Annotated in this window: 19 protein-coding genes and 2 tRNA genes; 6 read left to right on the top strand and 15 right to left on the bottom strand. The window is 57.6% G+C overall.

All coding sequences use genetic code 11. From position 1 onward, the window contains the following. Window positions 1–194 precede the first annotated feature (194 nt). Together JT718_RS10360 and JT718_RS10355 are read right to left on the bottom strand one after the other, a co-directional pair. On the bottom strand, window positions 195–1,490 hold the full coding sequence (locus JT718_RS10360) for a PepSY-associated TM helix domain-containing protein (RefSeq protein WP_205502382.1): 1,296 nt from the start codon (window positions 1,488–1,490) through the stop codon (window positions 195–197). A 90-nt stretch (window positions 1,491–1,580) separates the two neighbouring features. Then, the gene (locus JT718_RS10355) at window positions 1,581–4,022 is read right to left on the bottom strand and encodes a TonB-dependent receptor (RefSeq protein WP_205502380.1); all 2,442 of its coding nucleotides are present in this window, start codon (window positions 4,020–4,022) and stop codon (window positions 1,581–1,583) included. A gap of 397 nt (window positions 4,023–4,419) precedes the next feature. Here JT718_RS10355 and JT718_RS10350 point away from each other — a divergent pair, with 397 nt between their 5' ends. Continuing rightward, window positions 4,420–7,635, top strand: a complete 3,216-nt coding sequence (locus JT718_RS10350; protein WP_205502378.1) for a S41 family peptidase — start codon at window positions 4,420–4,422, stop codon at window positions 7,633–7,635. A 68-nt stretch (window positions 7,636–7,703) separates the two neighbouring features. Next, on the top strand, window positions 7,704–8,267 hold the full coding sequence (locus tag JT718_RS10345) for an RNA 2'-phosphotransferase (protein ID WP_205502377.1): 564 nt from the start codon (window positions 7,704–7,706) through the stop codon (window positions 8,265–8,267). 109 nt (window positions 8,268–8,376) lie between these two features. Here the strand turns inward: JT718_RS10345 and JT718_RS10340 are convergent, their stop codons facing one another. The 5 genes from JT718_RS10340 to yjjX form a co-directional block, all read right to left on the bottom strand. Next, window positions 8,377–9,567, bottom strand: a complete 1,191-nt coding sequence (locus tag JT718_RS10340) for an NRAMP family divalent metal transporter (protein ID WP_205502375.1) — start codon at window positions 9,565–9,567, stop codon at window positions 8,377–8,379. A 147-nt stretch (window positions 9,568–9,714) separates the two neighbouring features. Continuing rightward, entirely contained in the window at window positions 9,715–10,482 is a 768-nt protein-coding gene (locus tag JT718_RS10335) for a LamB/YcsF family protein (RefSeq protein ID WP_205502374.1), read from the bottom strand. Further along, entirely contained in the window at window positions 10,479–11,477 is a 999-nt protein-coding gene (locus JT718_RS10330; RefSeq protein WP_205502372.1) for a 5-oxoprolinase subunit C family protein, read from the bottom strand. The genes JT718_RS10335 and JT718_RS10330 overlap by 4 nt, the downstream gene beginning before the upstream one ends. Then, window positions 11,467–12,219 carry a 5-oxoprolinase subunit PxpB gene (gene pxpB / locus JT718_RS10325; protein WP_205502371.1) on the bottom strand — a complete coding sequence of 251 codons (753 nt, stop codon included), beginning with the start codon at window positions 12,217–12,219 and terminating at the stop codon, window positions 11,467–11,469. Before pxpB ends, JT718_RS10330 begins: the two co-directional genes overlap by 11 nt. A gap of 20 nt (window positions 12,220–12,239) precedes the next feature. Beyond that, window positions 12,240–12,773: an inosine/xanthosine triphosphatase gene (gene yjjX / locus JT718_RS10320; protein WP_205502369.1), complete on the bottom strand. Its 534-nt coding sequence runs from the start codon at window positions 12,771–12,773 to the stop codon at window positions 12,240–12,242. A gap of 133 nt (window positions 12,774–12,906) precedes the next feature. On the opposite strand from yjjX, the gene JT718_RS10315 reads away from it, so the two are divergent. The 4 genes from JT718_RS10315 (at window position 12,907) to JT718_RS10300 (ending at window position 17,479) form a co-directional block, all read left to right on the top strand. Beyond that, window positions 12,907–15,513 (top strand): M1 family metallopeptidase, encoded by a 2,607-nt coding sequence (locus JT718_RS10315; RefSeq protein ID WP_205502367.1) that lies wholly within the window; start codon window positions 12,907–12,909, stop codon window positions 15,511–15,513. A 248-nt stretch (window positions 15,514–15,761) separates the two neighbouring features. Next, the gene (locus JT718_RS10310; protein WP_205502365.1) at window positions 15,762–17,042 is read left to right on the top strand and encodes a hypothetical protein; all 1,281 of its coding nucleotides are present in this window, start codon (window positions 15,762–15,764) and stop codon (window positions 17,040–17,042) included. Between the two features lie 249 nt (window positions 17,043–17,291). After that, a tRNA-Glu gene (locus tag JT718_RS10305) sits at window positions 17,292–17,363 on the top strand. Between the two features lie 44 nt (window positions 17,364–17,407). Further along, window positions 17,408–17,479, top strand: a tRNA-Glu gene (locus JT718_RS10300). Between the two features lie 449 nt (window positions 17,480–17,928). Here JT718_RS10300 and JT718_RS10295 read toward each other — a convergent pair. The 8 genes from JT718_RS10295 to JT718_RS10260 form a co-directional block, all read right to left on the bottom strand. Further along, window positions 17,929–18,312, bottom strand: coding sequence for a nuclear transport factor 2 family protein (locus tag JT718_RS10295; protein ID WP_205502363.1), 384 nt, complete (start codon window positions 18,310–18,312; stop codon window positions 17,929–17,931). 84 nt (window positions 18,313–18,396) lie between these two features. After that, the gene (locus tag JT718_RS10290) at window positions 18,397–19,161 is read right to left on the bottom strand and encodes a nuclear transport factor 2 family protein (protein WP_205502362.1); all 765 of its coding nucleotides are present in this window, start codon (window positions 19,159–19,161) and stop codon (window positions 18,397–18,399) included. Window positions 19,162–19,345: 184 nt separating this feature from the next. Beyond that, window positions 19,346–20,218, bottom strand: coding sequence for a helix-turn-helix domain-containing protein (locus tag JT718_RS10285; protein ID WP_374729164.1), 873 nt, complete (start codon window positions 20,216–20,218; stop codon window positions 19,346–19,348). Window positions 20,219–20,828: 610 nt separating this feature from the next. Beyond that, complete coding sequence (locus tag JT718_RS10280) at window positions 20,829–21,095, bottom strand: hypothetical protein (RefSeq protein WP_205502358.1); 267 nt, start codon at window positions 21,093–21,095, stop codon at window positions 20,829–20,831. A 167-nt stretch (window positions 21,096–21,262) separates the two neighbouring features. After that, a complete protein-coding gene (locus JT718_RS10275) occupies window positions 21,263–21,685 on the bottom strand; it encodes a SpoIIAA family protein (RefSeq protein WP_205502356.1) in 423 nt (140 codons plus the stop codon). A gap of 766 nt (window positions 21,686–22,451) precedes the next feature. Beyond that, window positions 22,452–22,625 carry a hypothetical protein gene (locus JT718_RS10270; protein ID WP_205502355.1) on the bottom strand — a complete coding sequence of 58 codons (174 nt, stop codon included), beginning with the start codon at window positions 22,623–22,625 and terminating at the stop codon, window positions 22,452–22,454. 3 nt (window positions 22,626–22,628) lie between these two features. Beyond that, complete coding sequence (locus JT718_RS10265; protein WP_205502353.1) at window positions 22,629–23,141, bottom strand: GAF domain-containing protein; 513 nt, start codon at window positions 23,139–23,141, stop codon at window positions 22,629–22,631. Between the two features lie 137 nt (window positions 23,142–23,278). Then, entirely contained in the window at window positions 23,279–25,462 is a 2,184-nt protein-coding gene (locus tag JT718_RS10260; RefSeq protein WP_205502351.1) for a PAS domain-containing sensor histidine kinase, read from the bottom strand. Window positions 25,463–25,869: the final 407 nt, after the last annotated feature.

Below are 25,869 nucleotides of genomic sequence, written 5' to 3'. Positions count from 1 at the left end.
TTGCCTGAGTTCTCCAGGTTGATTTACAGTTAATTCAGATTGACTGAACACCCAATCAAAAAGGGCTTGAACCGGTGGTTCAAGCCCTTTTGCATTTGACGTTACACTGAAATCCTGCGGCAGCTGGCACATACTTACCGCAGAATGCGATTCGGGGCCGTTTTCTGAAAATCGGCCCGAAAAGACCCGGGGTCCTATACTTTAGAGACCGCTGGCCGACGGGTGGCTACTTGCTTGGCCGATTTTTTCTTGAGCTTGTTCCACCAGATCAGCGTTCCCGTGATGGGCAAGCTGGTGGCAATCAGGCAGGAGATGAAATAGATGATCTTGGAGAAGGTGCCGAAGATCTCGCCCAGGTGCAGCCCCCGCACAGAGGCGGCAATCTGCTCGTTCAGCTTCTTGTCTTCAAACTTCTCTACCTTGAGGGCTTTGCCAGTGTACTGGTCCAGCTGGACCTTGTCAGAGGCGGCCAGGGTAAAGAACCCGCTCTGGGTTTTGTTCAGCACCACGGCGGCGGCGGAGTCTGGGGGCAACGAGATGCGGTAGTTTCCTTCATAGGGCAGAAGACCGTCGGCAATGGCGATCATCTCTGCCAGGGTAGGCTTCTGGGCGGCGAACCCGGCCGGGTCTGAGTTCAGGGGCTTTTCGGCGCGCTGCTTGAAGATCTTGTCTCCCAGCAAGGCACTGGCCCCGTCGCGGTACCATTCAAAAGACCAGCACAGGCCAGTAAGGGCCATGATGAGCAGCAGGAACGAAGAATAGAACCCCAGGGTATTGTGCAGGTCATGGTTGAGGCGCTTCCAGTTGCCGCTGGTTTTGATCTTGAGGCCCTGCTTCCAGTTCTTGAGCTTTTTAGGGAACCAGATCACCAAGCCGGAGAGAATGATGAACACGAAGATGATGGTTGCAGCGCCCACCACAATCTTGCCCCAGTTCAGGGTGCCGGGCTCGGCTTTCACCATGAGGGTGCGGTGCAGGCCTTCCACAGTGTGAAAGAACTCGCTGGCGGGCCCTTCGGTGGTGCCTTTTACCTCGCCGGTGTACTGGTCTACCAGGTACGTGGTGCCGCGGCCGCCACCGGAACCACCTTTCCCGCCGGGTCCGCCCTTCTTGCCTTCCCCTCCTTTTGCGGCAGCGGGGCCGGCGGCACTTTTGGCTTGCTCGCCTTTGCCTTTTCCGCCTTTCTCACCGCCTTCTTTCTTGAGGGTAAGGCGATACGGCTTGGTGGGGTCTTGCGAGATCTGCAGGGCGGTTACCTTGCCTTTCTGGCTGGTTTGCAACTGGGCAGTGAGTTCATCTGGGCTAAGGGCCACGGCGTTGGCCGGCACCTGCACCTCATACTTCTGCGGCTCCAGCGCCTCCTCTATCTCGGTGTGGAACGTGAAGAGGGTGCCGGTGAGGCACACCACAAACAACACCAAACCGCTGGCCAGCCCCAGCCATAGGTGAAGGTCGTTGAACAATTTTCGCCAGGTGAACTCCTTTTTCATATAGGATCTTATAAGTGGTTGCTGCTGCTGCTCCCGGCAGGGAGCGCGGTTTGCCTACTGCCGGGAGATCAAGTGTATCTGTCTGCTAACCTAAAAGCGGTACGTAACGGTTCCTGAGAAATTGCGGGGCTGGATGCGGTCAATAAAGTTAGACCGGTAGGCATCATACCCCACTTTGTCAAAGATGTTGTTGAACAGCACCCGCACGCCCCAATGCTCCTGGAACTCATAGCCTAACTGCGCATTCACCAGAGTGTAGGCCTTGTTGTACCAGGGCGCGGTGTTAGGGTCAATGTTGTGGTACTGCACTCCGGGCAGGGTCCAGTCGTTGTATGGACGTTTGCCCAGGTAGTAGGTGCCCAGTCCCACGTTCAGGCCTCTAAGCGCCCCTTCCAGCACCGAGTAGTTGGCCCAGGCATTGAACGTATGCTTGGGGGTGTTGTTAGGCGCCGAGCCGGGCACAAAGGTAGTATGTTCTTTGTATTGGGCATCAATGTAAGCGTAACCGGCCACCAGTTCCAGGTTGGGCAGCACGCGGCCCGTTAACTCCACCTCGGCCCCTTTGCGCTCATCGTTGCCGCCTTTGGTGTAATAGCCGGCCGCTACCACCGCGCCGCTCTCGTCTACCCTGAACACCTGCAGGTTCATGTCTTTGTTGTTGATCTGGAACAGCGTGAGGTTGAATCTGAGCCGGTCATGGAACCAAGACGTCTTCACGCCGGCCTCGTACTGGTCAATGCGCTCCGCGCCCAGGGCGTTGCCGTTCACATCCACCACCGAGGCGGTTCTGGGGTTGGTGCTGTTGGTGTAAGAGCCAAACACGTTGATTCCTTCCCGCACGGTGAACAAAACGCCGGCCAGCGGATTCCAGAAGTTAGAGCGCTCAATTCTGGAGCCCTCTGGCGTACTGGTCTGGGTGGTGCTGTAGCGCACCCCGCCGTACAACCTCACCCAAGGCGCTAGTTGAATCACATCCTGCAGGGTAAGGCCCAGACGGGTGTCAAAGGAGTGTGTGCCGCCGGTGCGCTGGAAATTGGCGATGTTGGCGGGCAAGGTATTGGTGATGGTGGCTGGATCCAGCACGTTGATCTGGTCTACGGCAATGGAGTTGAACACGGGCTCTTCCAGGTCAATGGTGCGGTAGTCAAACCCAACCTGGAAGGTGTGTTTAATAAAGCCAGACTGTACATCGGCCCCCACTAAATCCACTTGGAACACGCTGCTTTTGTCAAAGCGGGCCTGGTTGTGGGCAATGGAGCGGTTGTAGATGTTTACCTGGTCAACATTGATTCCCTTGCTGGCATCGGTCTTTACCGGGGCCAGCGAAGTACGGATGGCGTCTGAGTCATAGTTAGACCTAAAGAAGGCGGCCCGCAGGTAGATCTTGTCCGTCAGGTCGCGTTTCACCCGGGCGGCAAAGGTGGTGTGTTTCACCGTGGAAATGTCTGACTCAAACCCCAGGAACCGGTCACGGGGCAGGTCATAGATCTGGTTTTCTTTGTTGCCCACGCTCAGGTTCACGGTACCGGCGTCAATGGTCTGGTTGTTGTTGTAGTAGTCCATCTCCAGCACCACCGAGGTTTTGGCGTCTGGCCGCCAGGCCAGCGACGGGTTCACGTAGAACGATTCCTTGGTCATGTGGTCGCGGAACTTGCCGCCGGTCTCGTAGGCGCCGTTGATCCGGAACGCCAGGGTGTTGGTCTCGTTCAGCACGCCCTGCACGTCAAACGTGGGCCGCACCAGGCCAAAGCTACCCACCCGCAAAGAGGCCTGCCCGGCATTCTCAAACTTGGGCGTTTTGGTGACCACGTTCACAATTCCGCCGGGGCCGCCCAGGTCGGTGGCCGTGCCCATGGTAATGGAAGAGGCACCTTTCAGTACCTGGATGCTTTCCACGCCTTGCATATCAGTGGAGAAACCCATGCCCCGGAAATCGGTGAGGACCCGCACGCCGTTCTTCAGGGTGGGGATGCCCCGGAACCCGCGCGACGAGATACTCTCGCGCACCCCGCCGTAGGTGGCGTAGGTATACACGCCGGGCACGTTGCGGGCCGCTTCCATCACCGTTAAAGCACCTTGTTGCTCAATCAATCGGTCAGAGATCACTGAGATGGACTGGATCTGGTCAATGGGTTTGAGGGGAAGGCGGGTGATGGCGTCCAGTTTATCGGGCTGCTTTTCGCGTTCGCCAAACACCTCTACCTGCTTAATTTCATTGGAAACCGGGCGAAGCACAAACGAAAGCTCCAGTTCCTGGTTGCTCTGCAGCTGAAACTTCTGGTCTACGGTCTGGAACCCGATCATGGAAACCCTGATCTGGTAGGTACCTTCGGCCAGGGGCCTGATTTCATACGCACCGGTCTCGGTGGTGGAGGTGCCGTAGGCGGTGCCTACCAGCGCCACGGTGGCGTAGGCCAAGGGAGAGCCGTTTTCCTGCGTAATGGTGCCCCTGATGAGGGAAGTATGGCGCTGCGCGAAGGCAAGCTGGGAGAAGAAGAGGAAGAAAGTATAGAGGGTTAGTTTTTTAAACATTACCTAGGGGTTTATAGCAACAAGGCACATCTGGGTGAAACAGCAGGGGGCAAACTCGTCAGCCCGCCACCCTTGTTATTTAGACATCTTCTAAACAGCAGCAAACTAACTACCTATTTAGATTAATTACAAATAATGAAGCTAAAATCTGCCCGATCCCGGAACTTTTCTGGCGCAGGCCCAAACAACTGCCCGTTCAGGGGTTTTCGGGGCCTTTTTCAGTTTCCGGGCAAAATCCGGCTGGCGCCGATTTCAAGGTAGAGATGCGGGTGGGACCGTTTCCGGGCTGTTTCCCAGAAAATGCCCCCAAAACAGGCCAACAGCCGCGCTACCAACCGAAAGCGCTCTTTCAAATGCCCGGGGCGGTGCGTAACTTACTGCGCATTTATACCTCTCTATGCTAAGAAAACTGATCTTTACCGGGGCTTTGCTGGCGGGCGCGTGGGGCGCGGCCCAAGCCCAGAACACACCGTCCTGGATGCGCTACCCGGCCATCTCGCCCGATGGGCAGACCATTGTGTTCACCTACAAGGGTGACCTCTACCGCGTGCCGGCGGCCGGCGGCAACGCCATTCCGCTCACCGCCCACGAGGCGCACGATTTCATGCCGGTCTGGAGCCGCGACGGCAAAACCATTGTGTTCGCCTCAGACCGCTACGGCAACTTTGACCTGTTCCAGCTGCCGGCCACCGGCGGCGAGGCGCAGCGCATGACCTTCCACTCGGTGAACGAGTACCCCTATGAAGTGGGCCCCGACAACAAGACCGTGTACTTTGGGGCGGCCCGCCAGGATGCGGCCGCTAACCGGCAATTCCCTACATTTTACCAGCCCGAGCTCTACAAGGTGGCCCTCACCGGCGGCCGCGTGCAGCAGGTGTTGACCACCCCCGCCGAGGACGTGAAACTGAGCCAGAACGGCCAGACCCTGCTGTACCATGACAAAAAAGGCGGCGAGAACCAGTGGCGCAAGCACCAGGTGTCATCGGTGGCGCGCGACCTCTGGAGCTATGACACCAAAACCGGCCAGCACACCAAACTCACCACCTACGCCGGCGAGGACCGTACCCCCGTTTTCGCCGACAATGAGAAAACCATCTATTATCTGAGCGAGGCCAGCGGCACCTTTAACGTGCACAAGATGGCCGTGGGCAACCCGGCCTCCGGCAGCCAGGTAACCCAGTTCACCAAACACCCGGTGCGGTTCCTGAGCGCGTCTGCCAACGGCGTGCTGTGCTTCAGCCAGGACGGTGACCTGTACACCATGCCGGCCAACGGGCAGCCCCGGAAAGTGAACGTGGTCATCGCCGCCGACGCCAAAACCAACAATGAGCGCATTGTGCCGGTAGCCGGCAACGGCGTGCAGGACCTGGCGGTGTCGCCCAACGGCAAGGAGGTGGCCTTTATCTACCGCGGCGAGGTGTTTGTCTCGGCGGTGGAAGGGACCGCCACCAAGCGCATCACCAACACCCCCGAGCAGGAACGCAGCGTGAGCTTTTCGCCCGATGGCAAGACCCTGCTCTACTCCAGCGAGCGCGGCAAAGGCTGGAACATCTACCAGACCCAGCGGGTGCGCGAGGAAGAGCCTTATTTCTACGCCTCTACCCTGCTCAAGGAAACTGCCCTCATTGACAACGACAAGGAAAACTACCAGCCCCAGTTCTCGCCAGACGGCAAGGAGATTGGCTTTGTGGAAGACCGCATGACCCTGAAGGTGTACAACCTCAAGGACAAGAAAGTACGCACGCTGCTCACCACCAATGAGCTGTTCTCCATGCGCGACAACGACCTGTACTTCACCTGGAGCCCCGACAGCAAATGGATCTCGTTTGAGTTCTCGGAGCCCGGCTACTGGAACGGCGAGGTGGGCATCATTGCCGCCGATGGCAAGGGCAAGCGCATGAACCTCACCGAGAGCGGCTACCAGGACTCTGAGCCGCAGTGGATGCTAGGCGGCAAAATGCTCATCTGGCAAAGCACCCGCGAGGGCATGCGCGCCCAGGCCAACAGCGGCGGGGCCCAGTCAGACGTATTCGCTCTTTTCCTCACGCAAGACGCCTATGACAAATTCAGGCTGAGCAAGGAAGACTACGCCTTACTTAAGGAACAGGAAGAGAAAGCTGCCAAGGAGAAAGACAAAAAGAAGAAAAAGGACGAAGACTTGGCCATTGACTGGGAAGGCCTCAAAACCCGCAAGGCCCGCCTCACCCTGCACTCGTCTAACCTGTCAGACGCGGTTGTCTCCAAAGACGGCGAAACGCTCTACTACCTGGCCCGCTTTGAGCGGGGCTACAATCTCTGGAGCACCAACCTGCGCACCAAGGAAACCAAAATGGCGGTGACCCTCAACGCCAACCGCGCCACCATGGACTGGGACAAAGACCAGAAGCACCTCTTCCTGCTGGCCGACGGCCGGGTGATCAAACTGGACCCTGCGGCCAACAAACAGGAAAACGTGAGCATCAGCGGCGACATGAACCTGAACGTGGCCGCCGAGCGCGCCTTCATGCTGGAACACGTGTGGCGCCGCACCCAGAAGACCTTCTACACCGCCGGTTTCCACGGGGCCAACTGGGAGGCCTTGAAGCCCGACTACGAGAAGTACCTGCCGCACATCAGCAACAACTATGAGTTCTCTGAGCTGCTGAGCGAGCTGCTGGGCGAGCTGAACGTGTCCCACTCGGGGGCCAGCTTCTCCAACGTGCCGGTCAACGCCGATGCCACGGCCTCGCTGGGCGTGTTCTTTGACCAGAACTTCACCGGAAACGGCCTTAAAATAGAAGAAGTAATCCTGGAAGGCCCGCTGCAGAAAGCCGGCCTGGACGTGAAACCCGGCATGATCATAGAGAAGATTGACGGCGAAACGCTCACCCCGGACAAAGACTACGCGCAGTTCCTGAACCGCAAAGCCGGCAAGAACGTGCTGCTCACCGTTTTGGACCCTGATTCCAGAAAACGCCGCGAAATCACGGTGAAGCCTATCACGGCGGGCGAAGAGAACGCCCTGCTGTACAAGCGCTGGGTGCGGCGCAACGCCGAGGAAGTAGACCGCCTCAGCAACGGGCAGCTGGGTTACGTGCACATCCCCAACATGAGCGACCCCAGCTACCGCACCGTGTACGAAGAAGTGATGGGCAAGTACGCCAACCGCAAGGGCATGGTGGTAGATTCGCGCAACAACGCCGGCGGCGACCTGGTGGCCGACCTGGCCATGTTCCTGAGCGGCAAACAGTTCCTGAGCTACACCACCGACAACCGCTCGGTGGGCCTGGAACCTTCCTTCCGCTGGACCAAACCTAGCATTGCGCTGGCCAATGAGGCCAACTACTCAGACGGCCACTGCTTCGCGTTCAGCTACCAGGACCTGAAACTGGGCAAGCTGGTGGGCATGCCGGTGCCGGGCACCTGTACCTTTGCCGGATGGGAAAGCCTGCAGGACAACAGCCTGCGCTGGGGCGTGCCGCCGCTGGGCGTGAAAGACGTGCAGGGCCGCTACCTGGAGAACCTGCAGACCGAGCCAGACGTGAAAGTAATGAACGAGTATGACCAAGTGAGCAAAGGCAAAGACCAGCAACTGGAGGTAGCCGTGCAAGAACTCCTAAAGGAAGTGAAATAATCCATTCCGCTTATTACTGAAAGCCCCGGCCCTACCGCCGGGGCTTTCTTTTTGCGTATGATCCTACCATGAACGACAAAGACCTGAGCAAATTCCTGAGCCTGGTACTCCGGCACCAACCCCAGAAGATCGGGATCACCCTGGACCCAAACGGCTGGGCCGAGGTGGCAGAACTGCTGAACAAAATGCAGCAAAAAGGCATGCCGGTTGATCTGGAGCAGCTGCAGCGGGTGGTTGCCACCAACCACAAACAGCGCTTCGCCTTCCACCCGGACCAGACCAGGATCAGGGCCAACCAGGGCCACTCGGTGCCGGTAGATGTGGGACTTCTTCCCGCCACTCCGCCGGAGATCCTGTTTCACGGCACATCCACGGCCAGCGCTGCGGCGATCATGGGGGAAGGAATCAGGAAACAGTCCCGCCTGCACGTGCACCTTTCCGCAGACGTGCCAACTGCGTTGCAGGTAGGCCGCCGGCACGGCAAGCCAATCGTTTTCAGGGTGAAAAGCCAGGAAATGCACCAAAACGGTGAGGTCTTCTATCTGTCTGAAAATGGCGTCTGGCTCACGGAGTACGTGGCTCCGCAGTACCTGGAGGTAGACCCCGCCTCCGCAGATTTGCCCCTGCCCTGAATTGATACCGCAATAACTCCGCGGGCAGCCTCTGTTTCAGGCTTAGCGGTGCTGAACCGTTTCAGGGGTCCTTTCCTGAAAACGGCCCCAAAACGCTTCTCCCATTATTTTAAGAGAATACCTGCGGAAGCTGCTGCCACAGGGTGTAGCCTCCCATCCAGGCCATGAGCAGCACCACCAGTCCCCCAAAAAAGGTGAGCCAGACCGGATGCCGGTACGCGCCCACGGTTTTGCGTTGGTGGGCCGCCACCAGAATGGTGGCCAGGGTAACGGGCAGAATCAATCCGTTCAGGGCCCCGGCCAGCACCAGCAGTTGCACCGGCTTGCCCACCAAGACCAGGACAAGCGTGGAAACCAGGATAAACCCGATGATTACCCAGTTCTCGTACCGCTGAATGCCCCCGTGGAAGGACTTGATAAAGGAAACAGACGTGTACGCCGCCCCAATCACCGAGGTAATGGCCGCTGACACCATCACCACCCCGAAGAGCTTGTAGCCCACCGTTCCGGCCGCCAGCTGAAACATCGAGGCCGGCGGGTTGGCATCGTCCAGCACCAGGCCTTTGGCCACAACTCCCAGGGAGGCCAGGAACAGAAAAACCCGGATGAGGGACGCCACCGAGATGCCCCAGATGGCGCTGGTTGTCACCTGCGGCAGGGCGGCCGGCCCTTTCACCCCGGCATCCAACAGGCGGTGCCCCCCGGCAAAGGTGATGTACCCGCCCACGGTGCCTCCCACCAGCGTAATAATGGCGATGACGTCCAACTGGTCGGGCAGAAAGGTCTTCTGGAGCGCCTCTCCCACCGGGGGAGCAGAGGACACCGCCACGTACACAATCAACAAGATCATCAGGAAGCCCATGGCCTGGGCAAACCAGTCCATCGCTTTTCCGGCCTCTTTCACCAGAAACACGGCAATGGAAATGGCCGCCGCCATCCAGGCCCCCGTCTCCACCGACACGCCAAACAGCACGTTAAAACCCAGGCCTGCCCCGCCCACGTTCCCGATGTTGAAGGCCAGTCCGCCCAGCACAATCAGCACCGAGATCACCAGCCCCAGGCCCGGCAGCACCGCATTGGCAATGTCCTGCGCCCGTTTCTCAGACACGGCAATCACCCGCCACACGTTCAGCTGCACGCCCAGATCCAGCAGAATAGAAACCAGGATCACAAACCCAAAGCTGGCCCCCAGGCTGCGGGTAAACACCGTGGTTTGCGTCAGGAAGCCCGGCCCCACCGCCGAGGTGGCCATCAGAAACGCGGCCCCCAGTAAAACACTCCAGTCCTTTTTTTGTGGCATGAGCGATTGCGTGAATGATTGAATATGGGAGAGTTTGTTACATCCGTTTCGGGGGCATTTTCCCGTTTTAGGGCAGAAAACAAAATTACTCCTGTTGAAAAATGGCTGCCCTTCTGAGCTGCCGAAAAGGTACCGGCCTGGTAGGGTTTATTGAACCGCAGAGACCTGAATGCCTTCCTGCCGCAGCGCATCCCTGATTTGCCGGGCGAACGGGAGGGCGTGGGCCCCATCGCCGTGCAGGCACACCGTATCTGCCTTGATGGCCACCTCGGTGCCCTGTTGGGAGACTACTTTCCCTTCCTTCACCATCCTGATGACCTGCCGGAGGGCTGTCTGGGAATCGGTGATCAGGGCGTTGGGCTGGGTTCTGGGAGTGAGGGTTCCGTCTGGCTGGTAGGTGCGGTCGGCGAAGACTTCCTGGGCAGTCTGGAGGCCCAGCTTTTCGCCGGCCCTGATCAGTTCGCTGCCCGCCAGGCCGTACAACAGCAACTGCGGGTTTACCTTGTAAATGGCTTCGGCGATGGCCTCGGCCAGGGGGGCGTTCACGGCGGCCATATTGTAGAGAGCACCGTGGGGTTTAACGTGGTGCAGCGTTCCTCCCTGGGCGGTCACAAAGGCGGCCAGCGCGCCTATCTGGTACACGGTGAGGGCGTAAGCTTCCTGGGGTGAAATGGCCATCTCCCGCCGCCCAAAGCCCACCAGATCGGGCAGGCCGGGGTGTGCCCCAATGGCCACCCCGTGTTCCAGGGCAGCCCGCACCGTTTTTTCCATTACCAGGGGGTCGCCGGCATGAAACCCGCAGGCCACGTTAGCAGAGGTGACGTAGGGCAGAATGGCTTCGTCCTGGCCCAGGCGGTAGGCTCCGTAGCTTTCGCCCATGTCACAGTTTAAATCCACAGAGAGGGTCTTGCTCATCTTTTACGTTTTAGGGAAAGGGCACTTTTAAGTTGCGCTAGGTGGCGCTCCTGCTCGTACAGCAGCCGGTAGGCTTCTTCCAGGGTTACCTCCTGAAACCGGATGCGCTGCCCCGGCAGTACCTGGGCCAGGGCAGCAAGATCGGCGCGGATTACCTGCCCTATCCGGGGGTACCCGCCGGTGGTCTGGTGGTCGGCCATGAGCACGATGGGGTTTCCCTGGGGCGGCACCTGCACCGTGCCAAAGGTCACAGCCGTAGACAGCAGCTCGCGGGGCTCCGCCAAACCGAGCGCAGGACCTGCCAGCCGGTAGCCCATGCGGTCCGACTGGGGCGTTACCTGGAACGGCTGCTGCCAGAAGGCCCGCTGGCTTTCCCGGAAAAACCACCCGTACTCCGGCCCCTGCAGCACCCTGATCACCAGCTCCTGCCGGAAGCCCTGGTACCAGGCTGGGCGCACAAACCAAGTTGTCCGCTCAAGATTCTGGTGCCCCGTTTCCCAGCCAAGAGGTGGGAATTCTGGGTTGGAGCTGCCCGGGCAAGGCACCATCGCCTGCTCCTGCAGCGGCGCGCCTTTTAAACCGCCAATGCCCGCCCGCAGGTAAGTAGACGCGCTCCCCAGCACCAGCGGCACCTGGATGCCGCCGGCCACCGCCAGGTAGCCCCTGGCGCCCTGCCTGGCCCTGCCCACTTCCAGCAGAGCGCCTTTCCTTACCAGCAGGGGCCGCCAGGCAGGAACCGCCTTGCCGTTGATCTGGGCCGCGAAACTACCGCCCGTGAGGGCAATGAGGTGGTCTGCCGCAAACCGAAGGCTGGGCCCCAACATGGTAAATTCCAGGGTGGCGGCCTCCTGGGCATTGCCCACCAGCCAGTTGGCCACCCTGTGCGCCACGGGGTCCATGGCTCCGCCCACTATCACGCCCTGCTGCTGGTAGCCCCAGCGGCCCAAATCCTGCACCGTGGTGAGCAGTCCCGCTTTTTCCACCCTAAGGCTCATGCGTGCCTCCCTCCTGCCAGTGGCGGAACTCCTGCTCAGAAATGGGGTAGAACCTCACGGTGTCCCCGGCTTTGAGGAGGCTGGGCGATGAACTGTCTGGCCGGAAAAGGGCCCGTGGCGTACGCCCGATCAACTGCCAGCCGCCGGGCGTTTCCAGCGGGTAAACCCCGGTCTGGTGACCGGCAATGCCCACCGAACCAGCCGGGATGGCCCCGCGCGGCGTGGCTCTGCGGGGGGCGGCTATCCGCTGATTCATGCCGCCCAGGTACGGAAACCCCGGCGCAAACCCGATCAGGTACACCACGTACTCCGGCTGGGTGTGTAGGGCAATCACTTCTTGGGGCGTGAGCTGGTTGGTTTGGGCCACAAATTCAAGATCTGGCCCAAAAACGCCGCCGTAACACACCGGTAGCATGACCGCCTCCGTGGCTTCAGGCGCAGCCCCCGGTTCCATTCCTTGCAGCAGTTCCTCCACCTGCCGGGCTACCCGGTGGTACGGGGTTGGGTGGCAATGGCCGCTTACCTGCAGCGGGTTAAAGTAGACGGTGACCGTGGTGTACGCCGGCACCAGCTCCAGGAACCCGGGGAAAGGCCGTTGGGCAAGCCGGCGGGCGCAGGCCTGCACCCGCCGGAACGTTTCGGGCGAAATGGTGTCGCCCAACTGCACCACCAGGGCCGCCTCGCCCAGCGGGTACAGCTGGTACTTAATTTTCTGAGGAAGGGAGGCCGCCGGGTTCGCCATTTCGTTTGGGTTGGTGGTAGTTAGTACACCGCCGGGCTTTTGAACGGAACCAGGGCCAGCAGCACCGCCTGCTCATACAGTTCCTTGCGGTCCAGCACGCCCTGCGACAAGATACCAATGGCACCGCCTTTTTGCTTGGAGTTTACCTGCCTAAAGATCTGGTCGTTGGCGGGCCCCAGCTCCACCCCCTGGGCGACCAGCTGGGCCACGGCCTGGGGCAGGAAGAAGGTGCCTGATCGGGCCTTGCCCACTTTCTCGCCGGCCTGCACCACAATCCAGGCGAAGGTGGCCAACTCCCCGTCCGTGGCTTGCACGCCCCCTTCCAAGCCCACCCAGAAATCGGCGTCGGGGTGGGCGGCGCGGGCGTTTTGAACCCGGTTGAGGGCCCCGGTGAGGGTTTCCTCGTCTGAATAGGGCTGGTCGGCCACGCCCGAGGCAACCGACACCGGCTCTGCCCGGAAGGTACTCTCGGGGAACATCCGCTTCAGGCCGGCCAGGGCCGCCTGTACTTTCACGGGGTTGGTAGAGGCCACCACTACTTTCTTTTCCATCATGGGCTAAGGTCAAAAGGTCAACTGGGGCAGGCCGACTCGGTTTTAGGGCCTTTTTAGGCAAAACAGGCTGAAAACAGAGTTCCTTCCCCTACATTCCCCTGCAAGAAAAGAGAAGTTTGTAATTTTGAAAAGCATGAAAACTAACTTTAGCAAATACTTTCTCACAGGCTCGCTTTTTCTGAGCGTGGCCGCCACTACCGTTTCCTGCCAGCGGGGTCCTGCCGGCCCCCACCCAACCGCGGTTACCGTAGAGGCCGGGGTCTCCAAACGGCTGGCCGAGGCCAGGAAACGCGCAATCTCCAACCTGGCCTACCGGCTTGCCTTGGACATTCCGGCCCGGAAGCAAGACCCAATTCAGGCCAGTGAGACCATTACCTTTGACCTGACCGACCCGAAGCAGTCCCTGCCCCTTGACTTTAAGGAAAAGCCCGAGAACGTGGCCCAGCTTACCGTGAACCAGAAACCGGTACCCGTGGAGTGGGTGAATGAGCACCTGATGCTTCCGGCCAGATTCCTGAAAAAGGGCCCCAATACGGTGGAGGTCCGGTTTGTGGCCGGCAATCTGTCGTTGAACCGGAACAAGGACTTCCTCTACACCTTGCTGGTGCCCGACCGGGCCCGAACGGTGTTCCCCTGCTTTGACCAACCCGACCTGAAAGCCACCTTCGCCCTCACGCTCACCCTCCCCCGCGACTGGAGCGCTATCGCCAACGGGGCCGTGGAGGAAGAAACCATCAGCGGCAACCGCAAGACGCTGCGGTTCAGGCAGTCTGACCTCATCTCCACGTACCTGTTCTCGTTTGCCGCCGGCAGGTTCCACTCCATTGTGCGGGAAGACAGCAAGCGGGCCATGCGGTTTCTGCACCGCGAGACCGATGCCTCCAAGCTGAAGGAAAGCCAGAGCCACATCTTCCAGCACCACCAGGATGCGCTGCGCTTTCTGGAACAGTACACGCAGATTCCGTACCCGTTCCAGAAGTTTGACTTTGTGGCCATCCCCGACTTCCAGTACGGGGGCATGGAGCACGTGGGGGCCATTCAGTACAAAGCCTCCACCCTCTTCCTGGACCAAGGCGCCACCCAGGACCAGCAGATTGCCCGCGCCAGCCTCATTGCCCACGAGACCGCCCACATGTGGTTTGGCGACCTGGTGACCATGCCGTGGTTCAATGATGTCTGGATGAAGGAAGTCTTCGCCAATTTCATGGCCGACAAGATTACCCAGCAGACTCTGCGGCACGCCAACTATGACCTTAAGTTTCTGATAGACCACCTGCCCGCCGCCTACAGCGTAGACCGCACGGCGGGGGCCAACCCCATCCGTCAGGAGCTGGACAACCTGCAGGATGCGGGCTCCATGTACGGCAACATCATCTACCACAAAGCCCCGGTCATGATGCGGCAGCTGGAGCAGCTCATGGGCGAAGAGCCGTTCCGGAAAGGGGTGCAGGACTACCTCAAGAAGTACGCCTTCGGCAACGCCACCTGGCCCCAGCTCATTGAGATCCTGGACCAGTACACCCCCGCCGACCTGCAAGCCTGGAACCAGGTGTGGGTGAACGAGCCCGGCCGGCCGGTCATTGACTACTCGCTCCAGACCAACGGCGGCAAGATAGAGCGGCTGGTGCTTACCCAGCAGGCTGAGGATGGTTCTGACCGGCTCTGGCCCCAGTTTTTCACGCTTATCCTGGTCTACCCAGACCGCACCAGGGAGATACCGGTAAACCTGAATGCGCGGCAGGTGACGCTGCAGGAGGTGGCGGGCGAAGCGGCGCCGCAGTACGTGGTCTTCAACACCAAAGGCCAGGGCTACGGCGTGTTTCCGGTAGATGCCCGGGGCACCTCGGCGCTGTTCAGCCTCAAAGATCCGGTGGTACGGGCCTCGGCTTACATCAACCTCTACGAGAACATGCTCAACGGCCGCTCAATGGAACCGGGGCAACTGCTGGCGCTTTACCGCGGCGGCCTCCAGCAGGAAACCGAAGAGCTGAACCTGAAGCTGCTCACGGGCCAGTTGTCGGATATTTTCTGGCGCCTGCTCCGCCCCACGGAAAAGCTTCAGCTGGCCCCGGCCCTGGAACAAGAGCTATGGACGGCCCTGGAGCGAAACCCCGATGCCAACTCCAAGAAACTCCTGTTCAAAACCTACCAGAGCATTGCCCTGACCAAAGCGGCCCAGGACCGGCTGTACCAGATCTGGGACAAAGAGCAGCCCCCTCAGAACGTCACCCTTACCGAGGAAGATTACACCTCGCTGGCCTTGGCCCTGGCCGTACGGGACTACGCCGCGCCCACGCCCGTTCTTGCCAAACAACGCACGCGCATCCAGAACCCCGACCGTAAGCAACGGATGGAGTTCCTGATGCCGGCCCTTTCGCCTGAGGCGGCCGTGCGCGATGCCTTCTTTGCTTCCCTCCAGAAGGAGGAAAACAGGGAGAAAGAAGCCTGGGTGGTCACTGCCCTGGGGTACCTGCACCATCCCTTGCGGGCCGCCACCTCAGAGCAGTACCTGCCCGCCAGCCTGGAGCTGCTGCAGGAGATTCAGCTTACCGGCGACATTTTCTTCCCCTACAACTGGCTTTCGGCTACGCTGGGTGCTTACCAGAGCCCTTCGGCAGCCCAAACGGTGCGCACGTTCCTGCAGCAGCACCCAGCCTACAACCCTAAGCTCAAGGCCAAGATCTTACAGGCCGCCGATCCTCTGTTCAGGGCAGAGAAACTGGTGGGCAGCGCCAAATAAAGAGCTGATAGTTAATACTTAGCAAGGCAGCCGGTTCACGCAGCGTGTCCTTGCGCCGCCAGGAAGCATCTACTTGGGTTTATTTGCGTACAAGCCCAAGCAGCCGGTTAGCCCACCGGCCCCACAAGCGTGTTGGCAGCTTTCTGTCAACACGTTTGCTTTACGCCCAACAAGTGGCCCCAAGACCAGGCAAAGGGAGCAGCGCGAGGCTTCAATCTACTAAAACCACAAGAGAAGGAACACTGGACATGCAGGTGAAGGATAAACTCAAGAAATACTACCAATATTATCAGGAACTGAAGGCGCAAGGCGGCCCTGAGGAAAACACCCGGCTGTTTGAGGCGGTCATTGAGCTGGAGGAGGAGATCATGGCGGCCTACGGCATTCCGCCCACCCACGACCACCTGCAGATCCTGTGGCTGTTCACCGAGGCTCCCGAGCTGTCCCCGGAGGTGCTCCAGGAGGCGCAGGCGCATTTACAGCAGGCCGCCACCGCCCACCTCACCGCCCCCGTGAAGACCAACCTGGAGGTGCTGCTGGAGGCGCGGGAAGAAAAGCAAAGTGCCTTCAACGTGCTGCCCGAGATTGGCCAGCCTACCCACGACTACCCCATTTTCCTGTATGAGGAACTGCTCTTGAAGGGCAAAGCCACCCCAGAGGCGGTGCTGCAGGAAATGGAAACTGTAAAGGAGTTGGATTGCTACAGTGAGGTGGCCACGCTGCTGTACCAACACCGCAAGTCATTCCGCCGAACCAAGATCTACAAAACGCTCAAACCCCAACTCCACTTCCTGGACCTGTACCTGCAGCAGTTGCGGACCCTGGGAGAGAGCGGCGAGGGCAGCACCTTTGTCTCGGCCATGGTGGCCCAGGCCGAAGCGGAAGAAGTCCGCCAAGCCTCCGCAGGAAACCCGAAGGGCATAGACCCGGCCACCTACACCCCAACCTCGGTCCTGCTCACAGACCCCGTGGAAATAGAGGAGATTGTGTATGACGAAGACACGGCAGTAACCGTGAACGGCACCCTGCACGCCGCCCCTGAGGCCAAAAGCATTTCGCTGGGGTTTGCCATGGAGGAGCTGGTGGCCCTGCTTTCAAACTACCCAGACCAGGGAAAGCTGGTTCTGGAGCTTTTTCAGCAAATCGCCCAGAAAAGGCTCCCCGACTCGCCGCACGTCATTGACCTGCGCGACTCCACCGGAAGTACCCTTACCGTTGATCAGCACTTTTTCAAGGTGTACAAACCCCTGGTGGTAGATGAGGAAGGCCGGCACCAGATCATGCAGGAAGAATTTTACCTGGTGGAGGAGGTGATAGACAAGGCCGCTGCCCACGAGGCCCAGGAGGACACCACCAAGGCATCGTTGCAGGGCATTCTCACCCAAATCCTGCAACGATACCACGTGTACGTAGGGCTGCTTTATGAAGGCGCCGATGAGCAAGAGGCCCGCCAGCAAAGCGGCTTGGGTGATTCTACCCTGTTTGAGCTGGCCAAGATCTTGTACAGCCTGGAAAAGCACGGTTCTTAGGCTACCCACGCAGCATTTCTGGTTTTATTGGGAAAGGTTAATGTACTTCTGCTTTGGCCTGGCTTTCTGTTTAAGGGCTGTTTTCAGGATTCTGGCCCTAAAACGCCCAGGCAGAAAAATTCTATTTGAAACTTACCAGGCTGTTTTACAGCCAAATGCCTTGCGGTCCCAAAAAAATATATAAACTTTTTCTTCCTGGGTTTTGAAGATTAAAACCAACCCTCTACATTTGCACCATCAAAACGGAATGGTCCGTTCGTCTAGGGGTTAGGACACCAGATTTTCATTCTGGTAACAGGGGTTCGATTCCCCTACGGACTACAACGGCTTGACAAAAGGTCAACCAACTACTACATCCTTATTTTGGTCCGTTCGTCTAGGGGTTAGGACACCAGATTTTCATTCTGGTAACAGGGGTTCGATTCCCCTACGGACTACTCAAAAGCCTCTCAGTTAACTCTGAGGGGCTTTTTTATTGCTCTTCGGACACTATTCGGACACCAATATCCCACGATACCACAATAAGACTGCAGTTAGCCTTCTTTTCAAACAGCCTTTTGTTGGAACCACTGGAGGGCAACTTTCACGTAAAGGTGATCATATCAACCTGCAATACTAGTAACCCTATTCTCCTACTATGCCTAGCTATTGATGCTAAGTTTGAATTTCATAGGATAGGCAAGGAATTACTCGGACTTAGACACCAAGCAGACAGAAGGAATTGAGTATTTGAATTAGCTGATTACAAGAATAGCATTTGCTAGAACTGAGGCGAAAGTAAGCAGCAGAAGCTGCGCAGACAAGCAGCAAACAGGATAGTTGAAGCAAGGATTATTTTGAAGTGAAATGCAAAGTAAATTTACCTAGGTGATGCTAGTGTCACGCGCTAAAACATCGAGTTGTTGTTGGCTGAGCGCTTGGGTATTACCTGCAATACATCCCAATGTTCCACTATTTTCCCGTCATCGTCAAAGCGGAAGATATCAATACCGGCATAATCCTCGTCGGTGGGCCAATGTTGGTAACAATGCAGTACCACTAAATCGTTCTCTGCAACCGCTCTCTTGACTTCCACACGCTTGCCTGGGTACTCCCTTGCCATCCACTCAAAGTAGGCGATGAAAGCCTCCTTGCCGTCACCCACGTGCGGGTTGTGCTGGATGTAAGTACCCCCTACATATTTTTCAACCGCCTCGCTGGGGCGACACTGATTGAACATCAGGTCATAGAAACCCATGGCATTCTGTTTAAGCTGCTCACTTCTGTTCATAGCGAGACCAAGTATGGTAAATAAACAGACGGACGTCCTCCTACCAAGTGAAGTACGCCCGTCTGTTTGTGAGGTTAAACGCGGTTAAAACCCAAACTTACCGTTCTGGTTCTTCCACTCTTCCTTCGGGGTGATGGTCTCCAGCACGTCCCAGTGTTCGGCGATCTTGTGGTTCTCCACCCGGAACAGGTCATAGAAGGAGGTGTGCTTCCCGGCGAAACTTCCCTCGCTTACCACCAGCACGAAGTTGCCCTCGCCTAGCACCTTGTGGATAGTATCGTACTTCATGGTGATGCCAGCCTTGCCCATCGCCTCCAGCGCAGCACCTAGTCCTGACAGCTGGTCGGCAATCTGAGGGTTGTGCTGAATGTAGTTGTCACCATTGAAGTAACCTGCCAGCTTCTCCATGCGACCGTTCACCAAGATGTCATCCACAAAATTTTTCACCAAGGCTTTGTTTACCTCTGTCTTCTCCAGGTCTGTGGCTTGCGTGGGGCCGTCAATCATAGTATGGCCGCTCGGGTTAGGGGAGGTCGGCGTCTGCTGGAGGTTGTCCCAATGCTCTACTATCTTACCGTCCTCAAAGCGGAAGATGTCAAAGCCAATCTTTGGGCCGAAGAAGTTATAGTCCGTGTGGGCGAACACGAAGTCGCCGTCTTGGAAAACGCGCACGGTATTTACCTTCGCTGAGTTGGGAGGAAGCTGAGCCAATGCCGCGCCGAAACCGGCAAGACCATCTGCTATGCCCGTGTTGTGCTGGGTGTACTTGTTAGGGTTGATTACGGCCACAGGAGTCGACTCACCCGTCTCAATGGCTTTCAATAGGTCTACTACTTGTTTCTTGGTCATTTCCGTCTTCTTTAGGGTTGATTGGTTGATTAACTCAGAGGAGCAGCTGCTAAGTCCCATTGCCACGGCTAGGGAAAGTACTGATGCTTTTAAAATCTTCATGGTGTTTCGCTTTGATTACATCACAAAGGTCCGGCTAATCAGGGCGGGCGGAAAGGTAGGTTTGGGCGGAAGGATGATACATTCAGTCCAGCGCCAGACTCTCGCGAAATTCCACGGGCGTGGTGCCATGGTGCCTGCGGAAGAACTTGATAAAGTTTGTGGGCTCGTCAAAGCCCAACTCGAAACCGATCTCCTTGATGCTCTCACTCGTATGGGCCAGGAGGCGCTTGGCCTCCAGCATCACCCTGGCGTCGATCACATTCTTGGGCGACTTCCCCAATACCCTTGAGGTGGCTTGGTTCAGCCGCTTCTCAGTGACGCTCAACTCGCCCGCGTAGCTGCTCACCAGTTTGAGTTGCCTAAAATGGGCGTCAACCAGGTCCTTGAACAGGATGGTGTAGTCCAAGTCGGCGCCAGGCTTTATCGCGGTGAATCCCTGCTTCCGGCGCTCCCGCTCGGCCAGCAGCAGGAAGCTGTGAAGACAGTTCTGGAGGACTGCCGCGTGGTTTGGCTCGTGGGCGTTCCCTGCCTCCTTTTCCATGAGCAGGAAGAGGTCCTGCAGCATATCGGAGGCTTCCTCTATCTGGATGCGGGAGACATCAAGTAGGTCGTTGAACAGGATTGAGTTGCGCAGGAACTTGAGGTCCTTGTCGGTCTTGCAAAAGAAACTGTCCGTGAACAGGATGGCTTTGGCCTCATACCTCACAGCTGAGTCAAACAACTGCACGGTGTCCTTCTTCAGAAACAATAATGTACCGGGTGTTATGGCGACAGGGCTAAAATCTGCCAAATGGGTGGGTGCCCCCTTTTGAAACCAGATGACGTGGTAAAAGGCAGTCCTATGGGGAGAGGTCAAGATTTCCTTTTGCTTCTGGTATAAATCTGAGATGGAGACAATCTCAAATTCAGCCGGCAAGCCCTTCTTGAAACCGTAGGTCCTTATTTGCTCTGTCATCGCTGTTTTACGCTGGCCTGTCTCATGGATTGGGCGGGATTGTTACTCCTACGTTAATGAAAGTATTGATAGCTAGTTATGCGTGGCGGTTGACTTGATGAGGCATAGCTGTTGGAGTGCTTAGTGGAGCTTACAGAAACTTATAAATAAAGCTATTCTCATATCGAGGCCACGCAATTTTAGCATTAATGTACCTAGCCTATAATGGCTCTTATGTTCAGAAGGCGGCAGGCATTGCTGCGAAAACCTGGGAGCTGTCCTGTAAAGTTTCCGTTTTCCGGGACACCGCTTGACTCGATTCCAATGGTAGATAGCCCGAAAAGCCAACGGAAAGCCAACGGAAAAGACAACGGTTAGTCGACGTGAAACGCACCGTTGGCCATGGTTTAGGCCAATGGTGCAAACAGAGGTTCCACAGGGCCCGGAAAGCGTTGACCCAACCTTTGTTAATGTGATACCAAAATCTGGCTCGGGAACCTGCTGTTTGATGGGACAGCTGCTTTGCTCTTGCTCCCCTGCTACCCTCTACTTGGCTTCCACCGAGGGAGAAGGTAGCGCCCATGGGCATTGCCCCGCAGTGCCACAAAGAGCAGTGGTGGTGCTGATGGGTTTACTGCTGGCATAGGAGCCACGCTTCTGCATCAGTTTCCTTGTCAAAGGTCCTGATCTCAAACTCATCATCTATGCGCTGTATCAGGGTCTCTACGGTGAGGGTGGCATAATAGCTGGCGGGCACTACGTACGCCAGGTAGCGCAGCCCTGCTTTGCGCATAGCGGGCGCCCATTCGTTTTGAGCCCATTCCAAGGCCATGTCCCAGGAGCCAATCACATTCTGATTGCTGTTCAGGAGTTTGGAATAAGGCTTTTCTTGGATCATCTACAGAAATTTATAGCCGCCCTCCTTTACCGTCTCAACAGACTGTACGCCGTACCAGTAGCCATAGAGCAGTGAATCGGTTTGGCTTCTTCTGGCCCGGAAAAAAACGTCACCGAATACTTTTTTGAGTTCTACCTGATCTTCCATGATAATTCCGTCAACTAAGGTTAGATGCTATTGTTGTCTAAAGAGTACTGTCTCAGCCATTGCCGGGCAGCGTCCATGTTGCCAAACACTTTTACCCTGAAAGCCGTGATGGTAGAGAAGAAGTTAGAGGCAGTGGATTCTGCAAATGACTCCGGCGTGGTAATCAGGGCAAAGTGCTTTATCCCGGCGTTGGCGGCCTGCGGACTCCATTCATTTACCACCCAGTCTATGGAGTGGTCCCAGCCTCCTACCACATGGCTGGTATCATTAAGCACACAGCTGTAGCCGGATTCCCGCACGGCTTTAGTGTACGCCAAGGCACCTGTCTTAATGTTTTCCTCCGTCAGGTATCCAAACCAATCTGTGTGTATCCACTGATTTTCCTGATCTTGGGTAATGGTTAGAAAGATTCTGTCAAATACGTTTGTAAGTTTTTGAGTCATACTTGAGCTTCAAGCCGCAGGTAAGGTGGTGAGATAAGATTGTTACTCTTTCTTCCCTTATTGAAATCTAAACACGCCATTGGCTATGCCTCAAGTGAGTGGCTCGCCTTCAGACTTGTTTCTGACCAACCAACAATGGAAGAGGCAACAAAGATACTCCTAACAAGTATTCCGAGCCCATGCTATTTCCCAAAAGCAGTACGTAGGAACTATATAAAAGTATACCGGCTTTGCTAGAAATTAAGATTCTGCGTAGCGAAGCAGTGACTTGTGTGATAACTTCTCTTCCCTAAGCTTTTCACAAAGCTGTCGCCCCCCTGGCGTTATTCTCAGGATAAGATTTTACCTTCATTGACTTGGTAGGAGGCCTGGGGCTTCCCGCCTGTAAATCGCTTGTTCTCATCAGGGAAAGTCTGAGAAGGCTTCATGCCAGAGCACTATTCTGTCCCTCACACCTTAGTTAATGTTGCCCTTCTTCCTGTTTTTGGGCCGTCCTTTGAAAAGCGGCCCAGAATGCTTTAAGGCCGCAGGTATTCCATCAATATGAGACTTTCGCTTAGCAGGAATGATACCCTTTTCCGTAGGGCACACCCTTTGCAGCTGCACAGCCCTTATAGGGCGCCTTGAAGTGTCGCTGTCCCAGAGCGCAGGCGGATAGAGGGCAGATGCTTCAATGCGGTGGGGTGACTGCAATAGGGATTGACATGGCTTGATAGGCAAGGCGTCTCACGTTGCCAAGCCTCTCTCTGTGCCAAAGTACAGCCGACTACGGTAAGCCCTTCTCCAACTCCTCTACGGCAATGGAGGCGAGGTTCTCCAAAATCTTCTGCTCGCCTGCGGAGAACTCCCTGGGTTCCTTGTCCACGTTGCAGAGTGCGCCGATGTTGTGGCCGACCCTTTGCCGCTGCCCATGGGGCGGTTTGATCATAGGCGCAGACAAAGGTCACGGGGCTAGCCGGTCCTCCAACTCATCCATGATGATGAGGGACAGGCCCTGCAACAGCCGCTCATCCTGCTCCGAGAAGGCGCGGGGGCGTTGGTCGCAGACGGCAACGACCCCGATGCTGTAACCGTCCGCAGTCCTCAGGGGGGCGGCGGCGTAAAACTGTAACCCCAGCTGCCCGTGCACCAGGGGGTTGGACGCTAGGCAAGGCTCGTCTTTGGCATTCTCGAAAACGGTGACGCCGTCCTTCAGGATCGCCATGGAGCACAGGCTGATGTCCCGGGCCACTTCGCTGATCCCCTCTAACCCCACGCTCGCCCCCACGATCACAGCGGTGTCCCTCACGAAGCTGACCAAAGCCATGGGGACCCCGAACATGTGGGCCGCCATACTGGCCACGTGCTGGAAAGTCCCCGAAAGCTCATACTCCTTCTCCAATCCGTAGCCCTGCAGCCTCTTGAGCCTCTCCCGCTCATTGGCTGGGATGCCCCGCCGCTCAAATCTGTTGCCCATACCTCTTCTCCTTGCTTATGGCATGCATATACCGCCTTATACCGCCTTGGGTTGGGGCCCGGTGGTTTTTTCTTCCGCCTCCCGCCTGTTTGCGGGCTTGCCTTTGCCTGCCGACACGTGCACGGTGGCCTCTTTGGTCAGCCCTTGGGGAGGTAGATCAGGAACCTGGTCCCGAGCCCCACCTTGCTGCTAACCTCTATATGGCCACCCATGGCCTCCACCTGGTTCTTGACCATGAACAGCCCCAGTCCCCTTCCCTCCCTGCCCCGATGGAAGCGTTTGTAGAGCTTGAAGACGTCTTTCCCCGCTTTCCCCATGTCAAAGCCTGAGCCATTGTCGGAAAGGGAGATGAACACCCCCTCACCCGCGCCGGGGTAGCAGGTCACGCGTATCCTGAGCTGGGTTCCCTCCCCTCTGTATTTGATGGCGTTGGAGATCAGGTTATGGAAGACGCTGTACAGGTAAGCCCTGTTCGCCCTGATGTTGGTCCCTCCCGCGATTCCGTTGACCACCTGCCCGCCTATTTCCCCAAGCTGCCCCTGGAAGGAGGCAAGGGCCTGCCCGAGGACAAGGCCAAGGTCAACCTCCTCCTGCTGAAGGGCCCCCTTGCCCTCGCGGATGCTCAGGATCGTGTTCATGTCGCGCAGCACCATGTCCAGCCGCAGTACGCTTTCCCTCAGGTAGGAGAGCGAGGTGCCGAATCTATCCGGATCCCGGGGGGCACTTGCCAAGGCCTCGGCCAACCCTTGGATGTTCGCCACGGGGGCCCTGAGGTTATGGGATACGATGTAGGTGAACTGCTGGAGGTCCCTGTTCTGCCGGTACAGGTCTTTGGCCACTTCGGTCAGTTCCTGCTCTGACCGCTTCAGGGCTGTGATGTCCGTCTGGATCTCGATAAACCCCGTTATCCGGCCTTCCTCCTCAAAGACCGCGTTGATCTCCACCGACAGCCACACCTCTTCCCCGGTTTTCTTCAGGTTCAGCACCTCGAAGGAGATCGGCTCCCCGGAAAGCAGCCTGCCCTCCAGGGAGGCGAAGGATTTCCTGGAGGCCTCGCTGCTGCGCATCAATTCCGAGGGTTGCCGGCCAGAGGCCTCCTCCAGGGAGTAGCCCGTCAGCCGGGTGAAACCGGCGTTCACCCACTCGATGTTCCAGTCCCGGTCGGCGATGATGACCCCGTTGTTCGCCTTGCTGGCTACCAGGGAGAGCCGCTCCAGCTCCTTCCTGTACCTCACTTTCTCGGTGATATCGGCGAAGTAGATGGAGAGGCCCTCGGAGGAAGGGTAAGCCTTCACCTCCAGCCACCTGCCGGTACCCGAGAAGTAAGCCTCGAAATAGGCTGACTCGCCCGTCTGAGCAATCTGGTGGTATTGCCGGTAGAACTCCCCGTTCAGCTCGGAGGGGAACTCCTCCCATGCGTTCCTGCCCAGGTGGTAGCCCCTGTCCAGCCCCAGCAGCCGCTCGGCCTCCCGGTTCACCGAGGTGAAGTTCCATTCCCAGTCAAGGGTGAAGAACCCGTCGCTGATGCTCTCGAAAATGGTCTCAAGCTTACGGGCCTGCCTCTGGATGGTCTCATAGGCGCGCAGCATCGGGGTGATGTCCTTGGCGATGGTCTGCACCCCGATCACCTGCCCATTCGCTTTGACCGGCAGCTTGACGGTGTCGAAGGTCCGCCGCTCGCCCCCGGCGGTCACCATCTCCATGTCGCACCGGAGCGTATCCCCGCGCAGGGCCGCCTGCAGGGATCTCTCCGCGACCATGGCCGTCTCCCCGGGCAGGAAGGAGGATGCGCCTTTCCCCACGACATCCTCCCCGGCGAGGCCGAGCGTTGAGGCGAAGCAATCGTTCACCTTCGTCACCAGGCCATCGCGCCCCTCGAGGAAGATGATGTCCGGGTTCTGGTCGAAGAGGCTCCTGTAGTGCTGCTCGCTCTGCTGCAGGCGCAGCCTGGCGACCTTCATCTCGGTGATGTCTCGGCCGATGGCGTAGATCATCCCGTCCGTGTCTGACCAGGTCAGGGACCACATCATGTGGATGGTGCGCCCGTCCCTGTGCACGTAGCGGTTCTCGAAGGAGGTCAGCCTCGGGTCAGTCCTCAGGCCCCTGATGGCCCGGTCCGTGGAGGGGTAGTCCTCCGGCAGGAGCAGCTCAGCGTAGTTGAGTCCTATCAGCTCGCCCTTGGTATAGCCCAGGATGGACTCGCAGGCGCCGTTGACGTGGACGAAGTTCCCCGATTCGTCCGCCGTGCAGAGCAGATCCGGGGAGAGATACGCCAGCCTGCCCCAGACCTCTGCCTTTGTTTCTTTTTCGATGTCGTTCAAAAGGAAGCTCAGTTATATGGCCATAGATTTAACCTTCTTGCAAAAATACAAGAACAAAGATACGGCGGCAATCCAATAACCCTTATCAACTAGCTGTGATTACTGTCTATACCCAACATTGCCGTCAAGCAATAGGAATGCGGGATTCGCAAAATGCAAAACAATATACAAAGCATGATAGTAGACGTGGTCCAAAGCCAACGGTGGGGCAGATATCTTGGGGGCGTTTAGGGTAAGTAGCAGAAGAATCCGATTCGGCGATCGGGCTGTCTCATGGGGCAGGTTCAGCAGGGTATCACGACTTGTAATATGCGAAAGCCAATGATGCCCACGTTTTGCTGGCGGCGGGTTTCCGTCGCCACCCGTCAACTGTCCACTCCCCTGAACCCAACGCTTAGCAGGGGTGG

This window comes from Rufibacter psychrotolerans (assembly GCF_016924645.1).
Classification (GTDB): domain Bacteria; phylum Bacteroidota; class Bacteroidia; order Cytophagales; family Hymenobacteraceae; genus Nibribacter; species Nibribacter psychrotolerans.
The sequence above is the reverse complement of the archived record's forward strand: the minus strand, read 5'-3'. Positions and strand labels throughout refer to the sequence as shown.

Bases quoted from the DNA above. Each gene is read 5' to 3' on its own strand.
- pxpB (WP_205502371.1), bottom strand. From the start codon at position 12,219: ATGGCGAACCCGGCGGCCTCCCTTCCTCAGAAAATTAAGTACCAGCTG.
- JT718_RS10330 (WP_205502372.1), bottom strand. From the start codon at position 11,477: ATGAGCCTTAGGGTGGAAAAAGCGGGACTGCTCACCACGGTGCAGGAT.
- JT718_RS10335 (WP_205502374.1), bottom strand. From the start codon at position 10,482: ATGAGCAAGACCCTCTCTGTGGATTTAAACTGTGACATGGGCGAAAGC.
- JT718_RS10360 (WP_205502382.1), bottom strand. From the start codon at position 1,490: ATGAAAAAGGAGTTCACCTGGCGAAAATTGTTCAACGACCTTCACCTA.
- JT718_RS10310 (WP_205502365.1), top strand. From the start codon at position 15,762: ATGCAGGTGAAGGATAAACTCAAGAAATACTACCAATATTATCAGGAA.
- JT718_RS10340 (WP_205502375.1), bottom strand. From the start codon at position 9,567: ATGCCACAAAAAAAGGACTGGAGTGTTTTACTGGGGGCCGCGTTTCTG.
- JT718_RS10350 (WP_205502378.1), top strand. From the start codon at position 4,420: ATGCTAAGAAAACTGATCTTTACCGGGGCTTTGCTGGCGGGCGCGTGG.
- JT718_RS10265 (WP_205502353.1), bottom strand. From the start codon at position 23,141: ATGGGCAACAGATTTGAGCGGCGGGGCATCCCAGCCAATGAGCGGGAG.
- JT718_RS10345 (WP_205502377.1), top strand. From the start codon at position 7,704: ATGAACGACAAAGACCTGAGCAAATTCCTGAGCCTGGTACTCCGGCAC.
- yjjX (WP_205502369.1), bottom strand. From the start codon at position 12,773: ATGATGGAAAAGAAAGTAGTGGTGGCCTCTACCAACCCCGTGAAAGTA.
- JT718_RS10275 (WP_205502356.1), bottom strand. From the start codon at position 21,685: ATGACTCAAAAACTTACAAACGTATTTGACAGAATCTTTCTAACCATT.
- JT718_RS10355 (WP_205502380.1), bottom strand. From the start codon at position 4,022: ATGTTTAAAAAACTAACCCTCTATACTTTCTTCCTCTTCTTCTCCCAG.
- JT718_RS10285 (WP_374729164.1), bottom strand. From the start codon at position 20,218: ATGACAGAGCAAATAAGGACCTACGGTTTCAAGAAGGGCTTGCCGGCT.
- JT718_RS10315 (WP_205502367.1), top strand. From the start codon at position 12,907: ATGAAAACTAACTTTAGCAAATACTTTCTCACAGGCTCGCTTTTTCTG.
- JT718_RS10295 (WP_205502363.1), bottom strand. From the start codon at position 18,312: ATGAACAGAAGTGAGCAGCTTAAACAGAATGCCATGGGTTTCTATGAC.
- JT718_RS10280 (WP_205502358.1), bottom strand. From the start codon at position 21,095: ATGATCCAAGAAAAGCCTTATTCCAAACTCCTGAACAGCAATCAGAAT.
- JT718_RS10290 (WP_205502362.1), bottom strand. From the start codon at position 19,161: ATGACCAAGAAACAAGTAGTAGACCTATTGAAAGCCATTGAGACGGGT.